15 protein-coding genes and 1 riboswitch are annotated in these 14267 nt (G+C 56.8%); of the genes, 11 read left to right on the forward strand and 4 right to left on the reverse strand.

Annotated features, from left to right (window positions below):
- The first annotated feature begins 7 nt into the window (after nt 1-7).
- From bioB to uvrB, 5 genes are all read left to right on the forward strand, one after another.
- On the forward strand, nt 8-1048 hold the full coding sequence (gene bioB, locus F384_RS03540) for a biotin synthase BioB (RefSeq protein ID WP_046477650.1): 1041 nt from the start codon (nt 8-10) through the stop codon (nt 1046-1048).
- The gene (gene bioF, locus F384_RS03545; RefSeq protein ID WP_046477651.1) at nt 1045-2202 is read left to right on the forward strand and encodes an 8-amino-7-oxononanoate synthase; all 1158 of its coding nucleotides are present in this window, start codon (nt 1045-1047) and stop codon (nt 2200-2202) included. The genes bioB and bioF overlap by 4 nt, the downstream gene beginning before the upstream one ends.
- On the forward strand, nt 2186-2941 hold the full coding sequence (bioC, locus tag F384_RS03550; RefSeq protein ID WP_046477654.1) for a malonyl-ACP O-methyltransferase BioC: 756 nt from the start codon (nt 2186-2188) through the stop codon (nt 2939-2941). Before bioF ends, bioC begins: the two co-directional genes overlap by 17 nt.
- Nucleotides 2934-3620 carry a dethiobiotin synthase gene (gene bioD / locus F384_RS03555; RefSeq protein WP_046477655.1) on the forward strand — a complete coding sequence of 229 codons (687 nt, stop codon included), beginning with the start codon at nt 2934-2936 and terminating at the stop codon, nt 3618-3620. The genes bioC and bioD overlap by 8 nt, the downstream gene beginning before the upstream one ends.
- A gap of 564 nt (nt 3621-4184) precedes the next feature.
- Nucleotides 4185-6206, forward strand: coding sequence for an excinuclease ABC subunit UvrB (gene uvrB, locus F384_RS03565; RefSeq protein ID WP_046477659.1), 2022 nt, complete (start codon nt 4185-4187; stop codon nt 6204-6206).
- A 55-nt stretch (nt 6207-6261) separates the two neighbouring features.
- Here the strand turns inward: uvrB and F384_RS03570 are convergent, their stop codons facing one another.
- Entirely contained in the window at nt 6262-7170 is a 909-nt protein-coding gene (locus tag F384_RS03570; RefSeq protein ID WP_046477661.1) for a YvcK family protein, read from the reverse strand.
- Nucleotides 7171-7437: 267 nt separating this feature from the next.
- Nucleotides 7438-7580, forward strand: a riboswitch (molybdenum cofactor riboswitch).
- Here F384_RS03570 and moaA point away from each other — a divergent pair.
- From moaA to F384_RS03600, 6 genes are all read left to right on the forward strand, one after another.
- Complete coding sequence (gene moaA / locus F384_RS03575) at nt 7568-8557, forward strand: GTP 3',8-cyclase MoaA (protein WP_046477663.1); 990 nt, start codon at nt 7568-7570, stop codon at nt 8555-8557. It overlaps the preceding riboswitch by 13 nt.
- 25 nt (nt 8558-8582) lie before the next feature.
- Nucleotides 8583-9095 (forward strand): molybdenum cofactor biosynthesis protein B, encoded by a 513-nt coding sequence (gene moaB, locus F384_RS03580; protein WP_046477664.1) that lies wholly within the window; start codon nt 8583-8585, stop codon nt 9093-9095.
- Nucleotides 9096-9097: 2 nt separating this feature from the next.
- Nucleotides 9098-9583: a cyclic pyranopterin monophosphate synthase MoaC gene (gene moaC, locus F384_RS03585; protein ID WP_046477666.1), complete on the forward strand. Its 486-nt coding sequence runs from the start codon at nt 9098-9100 to the stop codon at nt 9581-9583.
- Nucleotides 9576-9821: a molybdopterin synthase sulfur carrier subunit gene (gene moaD, locus F384_RS03590; protein ID WP_046477668.1), complete on the forward strand. Its 246-nt coding sequence runs from the start codon at nt 9576-9578 to the stop codon at nt 9819-9821. The genes moaC and moaD overlap by 8 nt, the downstream gene beginning before the upstream one ends.
- A gap of 1 nt (nt 9822) precedes the next feature.
- Nucleotides 9823-10275, forward strand: coding sequence for a molybdopterin synthase catalytic subunit MoaE (gene moaE / locus F384_RS03595; protein WP_046477670.1), 453 nt, complete (start codon nt 9823-9825; stop codon nt 10273-10275).
- Nucleotides 10276-10329: 54 nt separating this feature from the next.
- Nucleotides 10330-11034 carry a Bax inhibitor-1 family protein gene (locus F384_RS03600; protein ID WP_046477672.1) on the forward strand — a complete coding sequence of 235 codons (705 nt, stop codon included), beginning with the start codon at nt 10330-10332 and terminating at the stop codon, nt 11032-11034.
- A 186-nt stretch (nt 11035-11220) separates the two neighbouring features.
- Here F384_RS03600 and F384_RS03605 read toward each other — a convergent pair whose 3' ends face one another.
- The 3 genes from F384_RS03605 to F384_RS03615 are packed head-to-tail and all read right to left on the reverse strand — an operon-like array spanning nt 11221 to nt 14179.
- Nucleotides 11221-12183: a lysylphosphatidylglycerol synthase domain-containing protein gene (locus tag F384_RS03605; protein WP_046477674.1), complete on the reverse strand. Its 963-nt coding sequence runs from the start codon at nt 12181-12183 to the stop codon at nt 11221-11223.
- A complete protein-coding gene (clsB, locus tag F384_RS03610; protein ID WP_046477676.1) occupies nt 12183-13424 on the reverse strand; it encodes a cardiolipin synthase ClsB in 1242 nt (413 codons plus the stop codon). The genes F384_RS03605 and clsB overlap by 1 nt, the downstream gene beginning before the upstream one ends.
- Nucleotides 13421-14179 (reverse strand): endonuclease/exonuclease/phosphatase family protein, encoded by a 759-nt coding sequence (locus tag F384_RS03615; protein ID WP_046477678.1) that lies wholly within the window; start codon nt 14177-14179, stop codon nt 13421-13423. Before F384_RS03615 ends, clsB begins: the two co-directional genes overlap by 4 nt.
- Between the last annotated feature and the right edge of the window lie 88 nt (nt 14180-14267).

Raw genomic sequence — 14267 nt, forward strand, 5'->3', positions numbered from 1 at the left:
TAAAATTATGACCACTCATTCTCGCTGGACGCTGTCGCAAGTCACCGAATTATTTGAAAAACCGCTGCTGGATCTGCTGTTCGAGGCTCAGCAAATCCACCGTCAACATTTCGACCCTCGTCAGGTACAGGTCAGCACGCTGTTGTCGATCAAGACCGGCGCCTGCCCGGAAGATTGTAAATATTGCCCGCAAAGTTCGCGCTATAAAACGGGCCTCGAATCTGAGCGACTGATGGAAGTCGAACAGGTGCTGGATTCGGCGCGCAAAGCGAAGAACGCCGGTTCCACCCGTTTCTGCATGGGTGCGGCGTGGAAGAACCCGCACGAACGTGACATGCCGTATCTGCAGCAAATGGTTCAGGGGGTGAAAGCGCTGGGGCTGGAAGCCTGCATGACGCTTGGCACGCTTGATGAATCGCAGGCGCAGCGACTGGCGGAAGCGGGACTGGACTATTACAACCACAACCTCGATACCTCGCCGGAATTTTACGGCAACATTATCACCACCCGTTCCTACCAGGAGCGCCTCGACACGCTGGACAAAGTGCGCGAAGCCGGGATCAAAGTCTGTTCCGGCGGCATTGTCGGTCTGGGCGAAACGGTAACTGACCGCGCCGGGCTGCTCCTGCAACTGGCGAATCTGCCGACCCCGCCGGAAAGCGTGCCGATCAACATGCTGGTGAAGGTGAAAGGCACGCCGCTGGCGGATAACGATGACGTCGACGCGTTTGATTTTATTCGCACCATTGCCGTGGCGCGCATCATGATGCCGACCTCTTACGTACGTCTCTCCGCCGGTCGCGAGCAGATGAATGAGCAAACGCAGGCCATGTGCTTTATGGCCGGGGCTAACTCTATTTTCTACGGTTGCAAACTGCTCACCACGCCAAACCCGGAAGAGGACAAAGATCTCCAGCTCTTCCACAAGCTGGGGCTGAATCCACAGCAAACGGCGGTGCTCGCGGGGGATAACGAACAGCAACAGCGTCTGGAGCAGGCGCTGTTGACGCCGGATACCGACGATTACTACAACGCGGCTGCCGTATGATCTGGCAACAGAAAATCGACGATGCGCTGGCGGCGCGTCGTTCGGCTGACACCCTGCGGCGCCGTTACGCGGTCGCGCAGGGGGCGGGTCGCTGGCTGGAGGCGAACGGCCAGCGCTATCTCAATTTCTCCAGCAATGATTATCTGGGCTTAAGCCATCATCCGCATATCGTTCGCGCCTGGCAGCAGGGGGCGGAACGGTTCGGCGTCGGCAGCGGCGGCTCGGGCCACGTCAGCGGTTATTCCATCGCCCATCAACAACTGGAAGAGGAGCTGGCCGACTGGCTGGGCTATCCGCGTGCGCTGCTGTTTATCTCCGGTTTCGCCGCAAACCAGGCGGTGATTACCGCGCTGCTGGAAAAGGATGACCGGATTGTCGCTGACCGCCTCAGCCATGCTTCGCTGCTGGAAGCGGCGAGTCTGAGTCCGGCGCAGCTTCGCCGCTTTACCCATAACGACGTGTCGCATCTCGCGCGCCTGCTTGATGCCCCCTGTTCGGGGCGACAACTGGTGGTGACCGAGGGCGTGTTCAGCATGGATGGCGACAGCGCGCCGCTTGCGGAAATTCAGCACGCCGCACAGACCCGTAACGCCTGGCTGTTGGTGGATGACGCTCACGGCATTGGCGTGAGTGGAGAAGAGGGGCGCGGGAGTTGCTGGCAGCAGCGGGTAAAACCGGCGCTGTTGGTGGTGACGTTCGGCAAAGGTTTTGGCGTCAGCGGCGCGGCGATCCTGTGTTCCGAAAGCGTTGCCGACTATCTGCTGCAGTTCGCCCGTCATCTGATCTACAGCACCAGCATGCCGCCCGCGCAGGCGATGGCGCTACAGGCGTCGCTTTCGGTGATTCGCAGTCAGGAAGGTGACGCGCGCAGGGAGAAACTGGCTGCGCTTATTCAGCGTTTTCGTTCGGCAGTCAATCCTGCCGATTTCAGGCTGGCGCAATCGCACAGCGCCATCCAGCCACTGATTGTCGGTGAAAATGCGCGCGCGTTGCGGCTGGCGGACACCCTGCGCCGTCAGGGATGCTGGGTCACGGCTATCCGTCCACCCACCGTGCCCGCCGGGACGGCTCGTCTGCGCCTGACGTTAACCCAGGCGCATGAGCCCAAGGATATCGATCGTTTGCTGGAGGTGCTGCATGGGGCAGGTGAATAAGCAAGCCGTCGCGGCGGCGTTTGGCCGTGCGGCAGCGCACTATGAACAGCACGCCACATTGCAGCGTCTGAGCGCAGACGCCTTGCTGGCGCAACTGCCGGCGCGCCAATTTTTACAGGTGCTGGATGCCGGCTGCGGGCCGGGTCGTCTGAGTCGCTACTGGCGCGAGCAGGGCTGTCAGGTCACCGCGCTGGATCTCTCTGCCCGTATGCTGGACGAGGCGCGTCGTCAGGATGTGGCGCATCACTATCTCGCCGGTGACATTGAGTCGCTACCGTTAGCCAGCGAAACATTCGACCTGGCCTGGAGCAATCTGGCCGTGCAGTGGTGTGACAGTCTGTCTGATGCGCTAAGCGAGCTTTACCGGGTTGTGCGCCCCGGCGGCTGTGTGGCCTTCACCACGCTGGCCCAGGACTCGCTGCCGGAGCTTCATCAGGCCTGGCGCGCGGTGGATGACCGGGCGCATGGCAACCGGTTTTTATCCCGTGAGGCGCTGGGTGACGCGATGTGCAACTGGCAGGGGCATCATCACTTAATCTCCCTGACGCTGGAATTTGATGACGCTCTGAGCGCCATGCGCTCGCTGAAAGGCATTGGCGCGACCCATTTGCACGAGGGACGCACGTCGGGCGTCTTAACCCGCTCGCAGTTACAGCAGCTTCAAGTGGCCTGGCCCCAGCGGCAGGGGAAATATCCTCTGACTTATCATCTTTTTGCAGGAGTGATTACACGTGACTAAACGTTATTTTGTCACCGGTACCGATACGGAAGTTGGTAAAACCGTCGCCAGCTGTGCGCTGTTACAGGCGGCGCGCAGTCTGGGCTACCGGACGGCCGGGTATAAGCCGGTAGCATCAGGCAGTGAAATGACGCCAGAAGGACTGCGCAACAGCGACGCCCTGGCGCTTCAGCACAACAGCAGTCTGGCGCTGGACTATGCGGCGGTGAATCCTTATACCTTCGCGGAACCCACTTCGCCGCATATCATCAGCGCCGACGAGGGGAGACCGATTCGTGCTGACGTGATGTCAGACGGATTACGTGCGTTGGACGCCCAGGCGGAGTGGCTGTTGGTGGAAGGCGCAGGCGGCTGGTTTACCCCGCTTGCGGAGGATTTTACCTTCGCCGACTGGGTGCAGCGCGAGCAGTTGCCGGTAATCCTGGTGGTTGGCGTGAAGCTTGGGTGTATTAACCATGCCATGCTGACAGCGCAGGCCGTACAGCAGGCAGGGCTCCCGCTTGCCGGGTGGGTGGCGAATGACGTCACGCCGCCGGGAAAACGCCACCATGAGTATCTGGCGACGCTTAAGCGGGCCATCCCCGCGCCATGGTTAGGCGAAATCCCGTGGCTGGCGGCAGGAGCCGAAAATGCGGCCACAGGACAATATCTGGATCTCGCTTTGCTTGATGGTGAGTAAAAGGCGAAATTGCGAGCAAGATCTCGCCTGCCAGGGGCGCTCCGTTAGCTGATAAAAATCAAAATTTAGCGATAATTTTTTTTTATGTGCGTCCTGGTGGGCCGGACCGGGAATTTGCCAGGCGGCAGGCCATACGGCCTGCAGGCAGTTATCCACCATTCCTGTGGATAACCTTGTGTATTAGAGTTAGAAAACACAAGGCAAGCGAGAGAATACGCGGCTTTCAGCCGAATTGGTGCGAAAGGCGTCTTTATGAAATATCCTATAATTTACAGCGCGTTAGATAAAATCAATGGCTGTCATATTACGATCATTGAATGCAATAAAACTTTCATAACACATCTTGACAATGTTAACGAAGTCAATGGTCTGGGGATAAACCCGCTTCATAGTGTAATATCTTGCCAGCGATGAAATTTTAGCCATCTCCGATTCGATTTTATCACGCGTAACACAAATTTTATGAGGCGCCACTGTTTTTTCATCCAGTATATTTTACTGGCAATATTATCCTCTGCGAGTAAAATTACACACCTGCCCGCCCATTCCTTCAGGTAGCTGCTCATGAGTAAAGCGTTCAAACTGAATTCCGCATTTAAACCTTCCGGCGATCAGCCCGAGGCCATACGACGTCTGGAAGAGGGACTGGAGGACGGCCTGGCGCATCAGACGCTGCTTGGCGTAACGGGGTCGGGGAAAACGTTCACCATCGCCAATGTGATTGCGGATCTACAACGCCCGACGATGGTGCTGGCACCCAACAAAACGTTGGCGGCACAGCTGTATGGGGAAATGAAAGAGTTTTTCCCGGATAACGCCGTCGAGTATTTCGTCTCCTACTACGACTACTATCAGCCGGAAGCGTACGTTCCCAGTTCTGACACCTTTATCGAAAAAGATGCGTCGGTAAACGAACACATTGAACAGATGCGTCTGTCCGCCACCAAAGCATTACTGGAGCGCCGTGACGTGATCGTCGTGGCCTCCGTTTCCGCTATCTATGGTCTGGGCGATCCGGATTTATACCTGAAGATGATGCTGCACATGACGGTGGGCATGATCATCGATCAGCGCGCCATTCTGCGTCGACTGGCTGAACTGCAATATACCCGCAACGATCAGGCTTTCCAGCGCGGGACCTTCCGCGTGCGCGGCGAAGTGATCGACATCTTCCCGGCGGAATCCGACGACATTGCGCTGCGTGTGGAGCTATTTGACGAAGAGGTTGAGCGTCTGTCGCTGTTTGATCCGCTGACCGGGCAGGTGGAGTCCACCATTTCGCGCTACACCATCTACCCGAAAACGCACTACGTGACCCCGCGTGAGCGCATTGTGCAGGCGATGGAAGAGATCAAAGTCGAACTGGCTGAACGACGCAAGGTCCTGCTCGCCAATGACAAACTGCTGGAAGAGCAGCGTCTGAGTCAACGAACCCAGTTTGATCTGGAGATGATGAACGAGCTGGGCTACTGCTCGGGGATTGAAAACTACTCGCGCTTTCTGTCAGGACGCGGGCCGGGTGAGCCACCGCCGACGTTGTTTGACTATCTGCCTGCCGACGGTTTGCTGGTGGTGGATGAGTCCCACGTGACTATCCCGCAGATTGGCGGGATGTACCGTGGTGACCGTGCGCGTAAAGAGACGCTGGTGGAGTACGGTTTCCGTCTGCCGTCGGCGCTGGATAACCGCCCGTTAAAGTTCGAAGAGTTTGAAGCGCTGGCACCACAGACCATCTACGTGTCTGCGACGCCGGGCAATTACGAGCTGGAGAAATCAGGCGGCGATGTGGTTGATCAGGTGGTGCGTCCGACAGGGTTGCTGGATCCGGTGATTGAAGTGCGTCCGGTGGCAACGCAGGTGGACGATCTGCTTTCTGAGATCCGCAAGCGTGCGCAGATCAACGAGCGCGTGCTGGTGACCACGCTGACCAAACGGATGGCGGAAGATCTCACCGAATATCTGGAAGAGCACGGCGAGCGGGTGCGCTATCTGCACTCGGACATCGATACCGTGGAGCGTATGGAAATCATTCGTGACCTGCGTCTGGGCGAGTTTGATGTGCTGGTGGGGATCAACCTGTTGCGCGAAGGTCTCGACATGCCTGAGGTGTCGCTGGTGGCGATTCTCGACGCCGACAAAGAAGGGTTCCTGCGTTCCGAACGTTCGCTGATTCAGACCATCGGTCGTGCGGCGCGTAACATTAACGGGAAGGCGATTCTCTACGGCGACAAAATTACGGCCTCAATGGCGAAGGCGATCAGCGAAACCGAACGCCGTCGCGAGAAACAGCAGCAGTACAACGAAGAGCACGGCATTATCCCGCAGGGCCTGAATAAAAAAGTGGTCGATATTCTGGCGCTGGGACAGAACATTGCGAAAACCAGGGCGAAGGGCAGAGGTAAGTCACGTTCCGCGGCGAAGTCGGATGTGGTCGAACTGGACATGACGCCAAAAGCGCTGCAGCAGAAGATTCACGAGCTGGAAGGGCAGATGATGCAGCATGCCCAGAACCTGGAATTCGAAGAAGCCGCGCAGATTCGCGATCAGTTGCATCAACTGCGTGAACTGTTTATCGCCGCCTCGTAGTCCAGGCCAGGCTTTGTAGGCCGGATAAGCGAAGCGCCATCCGGCAATAAAATACTCATCCCAAAGCTTGCACTGCTTTCTCCAGCGCGCTGTGTAATAACTGGCGGTCATGGCGATAGGGAATATCGCTGGCTTCCAGCACTTCCTGAATCACCACCCGGTCACTGACCGCAGAGATATCCACCTTCGGCCCCACGATAACCGCATCAACGACTTTCTTGCCAACATACTGCTCCATAATGGTTAGCTTATCGAGAAGCGTGAGGCTCGCGGCGGGGATACTCAGTTCCCGACCCAGATTACCGATATAGACCATGGGCGCCTGCGTGCGACGCAGCGCCTGCGCGAGCTCATCCAGCAGCAGGATTGGCATCAGGCTGGTGTAAAAGCTGCCCGGGCCGATAATAATCAGATCGGCGTCGTTAATCGCCTGCACCGCTTCCCGGGTGGTGGGCACCTTCGGCGACAGCATTAGCTCCTGCAACGGTGAGGTGAGCTGATCGATATTCACCTCGCCGTACACTTCATGCCCCTGATCGTCTATCGCCATCAGGTCAACAGGCAACTCCGACATGGGGATTAAATGCGCATCTACCTTCAGCAGATTACGAATTAAATTGATGGCTTCCAGAGGCCGCACGCTCAGGTGATCGAGCGCCTTTAACATCAGATTTCCGAGGTTATGACCGGAAAGTTCGCCATTACCGCCAAAACGGTATTCAAACATGGCGGAGGCGACGCTCGGTTCGGTAATCAACTGATTGAGACAGTTGCGCATATCGCCCCAGGCGATTCCCCCTTCTGAACGGCGAATACGGCCCGTCGAACCGCCGTTATCGGTGGTGGTCACGATACCGGTGAGGCGTGAACCCAGAGGAGAGAGGGAAGAGAGAACGCGTCCTAATCCATGCCCTCCGCCGAGCGCGACGACACGATCCAGGTCAGCCAGCGTACGATTGCGCATAAAAATTCCTGAAGTCAGATTTACCGCGCTACAGTAGCGCAAACTGGGGCTTTTCAGCAATTCGCCAGCGGCGAGTTGAGAAAATAAATTCTGACGCACTACCCCTTTAGGGTGACTCGCGCCTGACAGCGAAATGATGTACATCAATGCAAAAGTGCTATTTTCGCTTATTCTGTAGCGAAATAGCACGATCATGACGCTATATACATGATTATACAGCGTTAAGTGTGAATGGCATAATGTCCGTTTACACGCTAGTATCGGCATAACCACAGTAAACACTCTAGCCTCTGCACCTGGGTCAAATGATACGGTGCTTTGGCCGTGACAACGCAAACGCATTGCCACCAGGGCGCAGGAAGAAATGACTTCGCCTCCCGTATTTGGAAAGGTGTACATGGCCACACAACTGACCGATGCTTTCGCGCGCAAGTTTTACTACTTGCGTCTGTCGATTACCGACGTGTGTAACTTTCGTTGCACATACTGTCTGCCGGATGGCTACAAGCCCGGCGGCGTCACCAATAAAGGTTTTCTCACCGTCGATGAAATTCGTCGGGTGACGCGCGCCTTTGCCAATTTGGGCACTGAAAAAGTGCGCCTGACCGGTGGTGAACCCTCCCTGCGTCGCGACTTTACCGACATCATTGCCGCCGTGCGTGAAAACGAGGCGATTCGTCAACTGGCGGTGACCACTAACGGTTACCGTCTGGCGCGCGATGCCGCCCACTGGCGCGATGCTGGCTTGACCGGCATTAACGTTAGCGTCGATAGCCTCGATGCGCGTCAATTCCGCGCGATTACCGGTCAGGATAAATTCCAGCAGGTGATGGCGGGCATTGATGCTGCATTTGATGCTGGCTTTGAAAAGGTCAAAGTGAACACCGTGCTGATGCGCGATGTGAACCATCATCAGCTTGATACCTTTCTCGACTGGATCCAGACGCGTCCCATTCAACTGCGCTTCATTGAACTAATGGAGACAGGCGAGGGCAGTGACCTGTTCCGCAAACACCATATCTCCGGTCAGGTGCTGCGTGATGAACTGCTGCGTCGCGGTTGGATCCACCAGCTACGCCAGCGCAGCGATGGCCCGGCGCAGGTCTTCTGCCACCCCGATTATGAGGGTGAGATCGGCCTCATCATGCCGTATGAAAAAGACTTCTGCGCCACCTGCAACCGTCTGCGCGTCTCTTCCGTGGGTAAACTTCATCTTTGTCTGTTCGGTGAGGGCGGCGTCAGCCTGCGCGATCTGCTGGAAGACGATGCGCAGCAAGCCGCGCTGGAAGAGCGTATCTCGCTGGCGTTGCGTGAGAAAAAGCAGACCCATTTCCTGCACCAGAACAATACGGGTATTACCCAGAACCTCTCATACATAGGCGGTTAATACCGCTTTGAACAAGGAGTTTTCCATGAGTCAGGTAAGCGCTGAATTTATCCCGACCCGCATTGCTATTTTGACGGTATCGAATCGTCGTGGCGAAGAGGACGATACCTCCGGCCATTTCCTGCGTGATGCCGCGCAGGAAGCGGGACATCAGATTATCGATAAAGCGATTGTCAAAGAGAACCGCTACGCCATACGCGCGCAGGTCTCGGCGTGGATTGCCAGTGATGAGGTGCAGGTGGTGCTGGTCACCGGCGGCACGGGCCTGACCGAAGGCGACCAGGCCCCGGAAGCGCTGTTGCCGCTGTTTGACCGAGAAGTGGAAGGCTTTGGTGAAGTGTTTCGCATGCTGTCGTTTGAAGAGATTGGCACTGCCACGTTGCAGTCGCGCGCGGTGGCGGGCGTGGCCAACAAAACGCTGATTTTCGCGATGCCAGGTTCTACCAAAGCCTGCCGCACGGCCTGGGACAATATCATCGCGCCGCAACTGGATGCCCGTACGCATCCCTGTAATTTTCACCCACATCTGAAGAAATAAGTATGTCGCAACTGACTCACATTAACGCCGCCGGTGAAGCGCATATGGTGGATGTGTCCGCGAAAGCGGAGACCGTCCGCGAAGCGCGCGCCGAAGCTTTTATCACCATGCGTAGCGAAACGCTGGCGATGATTATCGACGGTAGCCACCATAAGGGCGACGTGTTCGCCACCGCGCGCATTGCCGGGATTCAGGCAGCAAAACGCACCTGGGAGCTGATCCCGCTGTGCCATCCGCTGCTGCTGAGCAAAGTGGAAGTACAGCTACAGGCTCAGCCAGAACACAACCGCGTTCGTATTGAGTCGCTGTGTCGCCTCACGGGAAAAACCGGGGTGGAGATGGAAGCGCTCACGGCGGCATCAGTCGCTGCGTTGACCATTTACGACATGTGCAAAGCGGTACAGAAAGACATGGTGATTGGCCCGGTGCGCCTGCTGGCGAAAAGCGGCGGCAAGTCTGGTGATTTTAAGGCGGATTCGCATGATTAAGGTTTTATTCTTCGCCCAGGTTCGAGAACTGGTAGGGACTGATGCGCTGGACGTGGCGGCTGATTTCCCGACGGTAGAGGCGCTGCGTCAGCATCTGGCGGCGAACAGCAACCGCTGGGCGCTGGCCCTGGAAGACGGCAAGCTGCTGGCGGCGGTAAACCAGACGCTGGTGAGCTTTGATCATCCGCTGTCGACGGGTGATGAAGTGGCCTTCTTTCCCCCGGTTACGGGAGGTTGAGATGGCTGAAACGAAAATTATCGTCGGACCTGCGCCGTTCAGCGTGGGTGAAGAGTATCCCTGGCTGGCAGAACGCGACGAAGACGGTGCGGTGGTGACCTTCACCGGTAAAGTGCGCAACCATAATCTTGGCGACAGCGTGAAGGCGCTGACGCTGGAGCACTATCCGGGGATGACGGAAAAAGCGCTGGCAGAGATTGTCGATGACGCACGGGCGCGCTGGCCGCTGGGACGCGTCACGGTGATTCACCGGACTGGCGAACTGTGGCCGGGTGATGAAATCGTCTTTGTCGGCGTCACCAGTTCGCACCGCAGCAGTTCATTTGAGGCCGGGCAGTTCATCATGGACTATCTGAAGACGCGCGCGCCGTTCTGGAAGCGTGAAGCCACGCCGGAAGGAGAGCGCTGGGTCGAAGCCCGCGATAGCGATCGTCAGGCGGCGCAACGCTGGTAGCAGGAAATTGTGATACGCTTATCCCGTGTAGTCACTTTCAATCAGGAGATTATCATGGACCGATTTCCACGATCCGAATCAATCGTGCAGGCCCGTTCCGGCCTGCAAACCTATATGGCGCAGGTTTACGGCTGGATGACGGTCGGGCTGCTGCTTACCGCGTTTATTGCGTGGTATGCGGCGAATTCCAGTGCGTTCATGGAGTTGCTTTATACCAACAGAATCTTTTTCTTTGGTCTGGTTATTGCACAATTAGCTGTCGTATTTGTGTTATCGGGTCTGGTCAACAGACTCAGTGCGGGCGTCATGACCACGCTGTTTATGCTCTATTCAGTCCTGACCGGTCTGACGCTTTCCAGCATTTTTATTATTTATACCGCGTCCTCCATTGCCAGTACCTTTGTGGTCACCGGCGGGATGTTTGGCGTGATGAGCCTGTGGGGTTACACCACGAAGCGCGATTTGAGCGGCTGGGGCAACCTGCTGTTTATGGCGTTGATTGGCATCATCCTGGCCTCACTGGTCAACTTCTGGCTGAAGAGTGAAGCGCTGATGTGGGCTGTGACCTACATCGGGGTGGTGGTGTTTGTCGGGCTGACCGCCTATGACACCCAAAAGTTGAAAAATATCGGTGAGCAGATCGATGTTCGCGACAGTTCTAACCTGCGTAAATATTCGATCCTCGGTGCGCTAACGCTGTATCTGGACTTCATTAACCTGTTCCTGATGCTGCTGCGTATCTTAGGCAACCGTCGCTGAGTTTGCTCGCCTTATCCGGCCTACGGTGACTTACACCCGATGAAGCATCTCGTAGGTCTGATAAGCGCAGCGCCATCAGGCAGTTTGCCGGATGACGGCACAAGGCCTTATCCGGCCTACGGTGACTTATACCCGATGAAGCATTTCGTAGGCCTGATAAGCGTAGCGCCATCAGGCAACGATTTGTCACTTCGCCATCGCCTTTTCGTTTTTCGCCCGTAGTTTCTTCGCCCGACTCTCCAGCAGCAGATAGCCAATCAGCGCCAGCAAAAGCGGGACAAAGTAATACAGCACGCGGTACGCGAGCAGCGCGGCAATGATGATGCCTTGTGACGTGTCTTCTCCCGCCAGCAGCGCGATAAACACCGCTTCCAGTACGCCAATCCCTGCCGGAATGTGGACAATCACCCCCGCGATACTGCTGACCAGCAGCACGCCCAGCACAAAGAAATAGTTCACCTCCTGACCCAGCAACAACCAGATAATCGCCCCCATGACCATCCAGTTGGCGCTGGAGATAGCCATCTGAACCAGTGCAAATTTCCATGACGGTAGCACCAGTTTCTGCCCTTTGATCGTCATATGACGATGCTTTGCGAAGGCGCAGAACCACAGATAAATAGCGATGATAAACAGCAGCGCCACACCCAGAATGCGCAGGGTGCTCTCGTCGATATACCAGTGCGTGGGCAGTTGTACCACGCCAAAGGTGAAGATGATCCCGCCAAGCAGAATGTAACCCAGCCAGTTGGTGGTGATACTGAGAGAGAAAATACGGGTGATGGTGCCGCCCGGCAGGCCGAGACGGGAATAGAGCCGGTAGCGCATACCGATGCCGCCGACCCAGGTACTGAGCGTCAGGTTGAAGGCGTAGCAGATAAACGACACCAGCATCACCTGCCGCTTCGCCAGCCGGTGACCGCAATAGGCGCGTCCGAGCAGGTCATAGCAGCCATAGAGCAGATAGCTGAGGATCACCAGTCCAACGGCGCTCAGTAATGCAACGCGGTTATAATCGCGAATAACCGTCCACACTTCCTCCCAGTTGACCTTGCTGGCGTAGATGACCAGCAGCACGATCACGGCAATGAAAAACAGCCAAGTGAGGATCTTTTTTGCCAACCGCCAGCGCGGGTGTGATTTTGCCATCAGGGCTTGGCTCCCGTGTTTTGTACCTCCACCCGATCCTGCGTTTCCATCTCGGGTTGGGCTGGAGGATCCACCTGCGCCAGATGAGGAGTATGCGCCGGAAGCCAGCCGACCAGCGCCGGGAAGTGGCGTAAGAAGTGGAATGCCAGCACGCTTTTGGTCAGGTTCCACCAGGTGCGCCTCGGCAGCATCGACTCGTCCACCCGTTTACAGTCTTCGGCAATGATCGCGTTGAGGTTGTCGCGCAGCGTCTGGTTGAATGCTCTGTCGTGTACGACCAGGTTGGCTTCCAGATTGAGCGACAGGCTGAGCGGGTCAAGATTGCTGGAGCCGACCGTCGCCCAGTGGTCATCCATCAGCGCCACCTTGCCATGCAGCGGTTTACGGCGGTACTCGTAAACCTGAACATCGCCTTTCACCAGATAGTTGTACAGCAGACGAGCACCCACTTTCACAATCGGCATATCCGGTTCGCCCTGCACAATCAGTTTCACGCGCACGCCCCGTCGGGCGGCTTTGCGCATGGCATGCAGCAACCGGTAACCGGGAAAGAAGTAGGCGTTGGCGATAATCACCTCCCGCCGGGCCTGGGTGAGCATTTTCAGGTAGTGACGCTCAATATCGTCGCGGTGCTCGTCGTTGTCGCGCCAGACGAACAGCGCCTGCGCCTCGCCGGGCTGGCGGTTCTCTTCAGCGCGGTGATGGCGACGCCACCAGCGGCGCACCGCGCTCTGTCCGGGGAGGTTTTCCACTTCAAACTGTAAAATATCCGCGACGACGGGGCCTTCCACACGCACCGCGTAATCCTGCTTGGCCTCTGGCCCGTAGTCGGACATATGCTCGTCGGAATAGTTAATCCCGCCGACAAACGCCACCCGGTTGTCAATCACCACAATCTTGCGGTGCATGCGGCGAAAGACGTTGGTACGCATGCCGAAGATCCGGGGGCGCGGATCGTAGTAGCGAAACACCACGCCTGCCGAGGTCAGTTCACCGACGAAGGCGTCGCTCAGGTCCGGCGAGCCGTAGCCGTCCAGCAATACTTCCGCTTTCACACCGCGCTTCGCTGCGGTTAACAGGGCCGCATGAAGCTGTTTTCCCACCTCATCTTCAAACCAGATGAAGGTTTCCAGAATAATTTTCTGCTGCGCATCGGCAATCGCCGCAAACACGGCGGGATAATACTGGTCGCCGTTTTCCAGTAACTGGATCTGATTACCTTCACGCCAGCCACATTTCATAGATGGATCTCCGCGCTAAGAGGGGCATGGTCAGAGAGATGCCGCCAGTTGCGCAGCGGCAGCGCCGTCGGCGAACTGGCATTGGCATTTTTCACGTAAATCCGGTCAAGGCGCAGCAGCGGCAGGCTGGCGGGAAACGTCCGTGCCGGGCGACCGTGGGCGCGGGTAAAGATTTCGTCCAGCCCGGCGGCTTTTAACTGAGGGTTTGCCTTCTGTCGCCAGTCGTTGAAATCACCGGCCACGACCACTGGCTCGCCGTCGGGTAGGGCGTTGACCCAGTCCGCCAGCAGAGTAAGTTGTGCCTGCCGGTGGGCTTCGCGCAGGCCAAGATGAACACACATCACATGAATCGGTTTCCCGAGTTGCGGAGGGACAATGCGGCAATAGAGTACACCGCGCTTTTCACTGGTCCCAACCGAGATGTCGCGATTTTCATCATGTTCAATAGGATAGCGTGACAGCACCGCGTTGCCGTGATGCCCTTGTGGGTAGACGGCGTTGCGCCCGTAAGCGTAGTCACTCCACATGGTGTCGGCGAGAAATTCGTAGTGGGTGGTATCCGGCCAGTTTTCGACGTGCAGCGGATGCACCTCGTGTGCGCCCATCACCTCCTGCAGACAGACGATGTCGGCGCCAACCGTACGAACGGCATCGCGCAGTTCCGGTAAAATGAAGCGCTTGTTAAAGGCGGTAAAGCCTTTATGCGTATTAATGGTGAGCACGGTGAATGAAAAATTTCGCGTCGATTGAGTCATTTTTCTCCTGTTGGCGTCACTCTTCTGATTGAAATAGTGTAGTCGTCGTCACAAAAAGGTGCGGCGTTACGGAATTTTCCGTAAAGTG

The organism is Citrobacter amalonaticus Y19 (assembly GCF_000981805.1).
GTDB classification, from domain to species: domain Bacteria; phylum Pseudomonadota; class Gammaproteobacteria; order Enterobacterales; family Enterobacteriaceae; genus Citrobacter_A; species Citrobacter_A amalonaticus_C.

Excerpts from the sequence above, each read along its gene's own strand:
- bioB (WP_046477650.1), top strand. The coding sequence starts at position 8 with ATGACCACTCATTCTCGCTGGACGCTGTCGCAAGTCACCGAATTATTT.
- bioF (WP_046477651.1), top strand. The coding sequence starts at position 1,045 with ATGATCTGGCAACAGAAAATCGACGATGCGCTGGCGGCGCGTCGTTCG.
- bioC (WP_046477654.1), top strand. The coding sequence starts at position 2,186 with ATGGGGCAGGTGAATAAGCAAGCCGTCGCGGCGGCGTTTGGCCGTGCG.
- uvrB (WP_046477659.1), top strand. The coding sequence starts at position 4,185 with ATGAGTAAAGCGTTCAAACTGAATTCCGCATTTAAACCTTCCGGCGAT.
- F384_RS03570 (WP_046477661.1), bottom strand. The coding sequence starts at position 7,170 with ATGCGCAATCGTACGCTGGCTGACCTGGATCGTGTCGTCGCGCTCGGC.
- moaA (WP_046477663.1), top strand. The coding sequence starts at position 7,568 with ATGGCCACACAACTGACCGATGCTTTCGCGCGCAAGTTTTACTACTTG.
- moaB (WP_046477664.1), top strand. The coding sequence starts at position 8,583 with ATGAGTCAGGTAAGCGCTGAATTTATCCCGACCCGCATTGCTATTTTG.
- moaC (WP_046477666.1), top strand. The coding sequence starts at position 9,098 with ATGTCGCAACTGACTCACATTAACGCCGCCGGTGAAGCGCATATGGTG.
- moaD (WP_046477668.1), top strand. The coding sequence starts at position 9,576 with ATGATTAAGGTTTTATTCTTCGCCCAGGTTCGAGAACTGGTAGGGACT.
- moaE (WP_046477670.1), top strand. The coding sequence starts at position 9,823 with ATGGCTGAAACGAAAATTATCGTCGGACCTGCGCCGTTCAGCGTGGGT.
- F384_RS03600 (WP_046477672.1), top strand. The coding sequence starts at position 10,330 with ATGGACCGATTTCCACGATCCGAATCAATCGTGCAGGCCCGTTCCGGC.
- F384_RS03605 (WP_046477674.1), bottom strand. The coding sequence starts at position 12,183 with ATGGCAAAATCACACCCGCGCTGGCGGTTGGCAAAAAAGATCCTCACT.
- clsB (WP_046477676.1), bottom strand. The coding sequence starts at position 13,424 with ATGAAATGTGGCTGGCGTGAAGGTAATCAGATCCAGTTACTGGAAAAC.
- F384_RS03615 (WP_046477678.1), bottom strand. The coding sequence starts at position 14,179 with ATGACTCAATCGACGCGAAATTTTTCATTCACCGTGCTCACCATTAAT.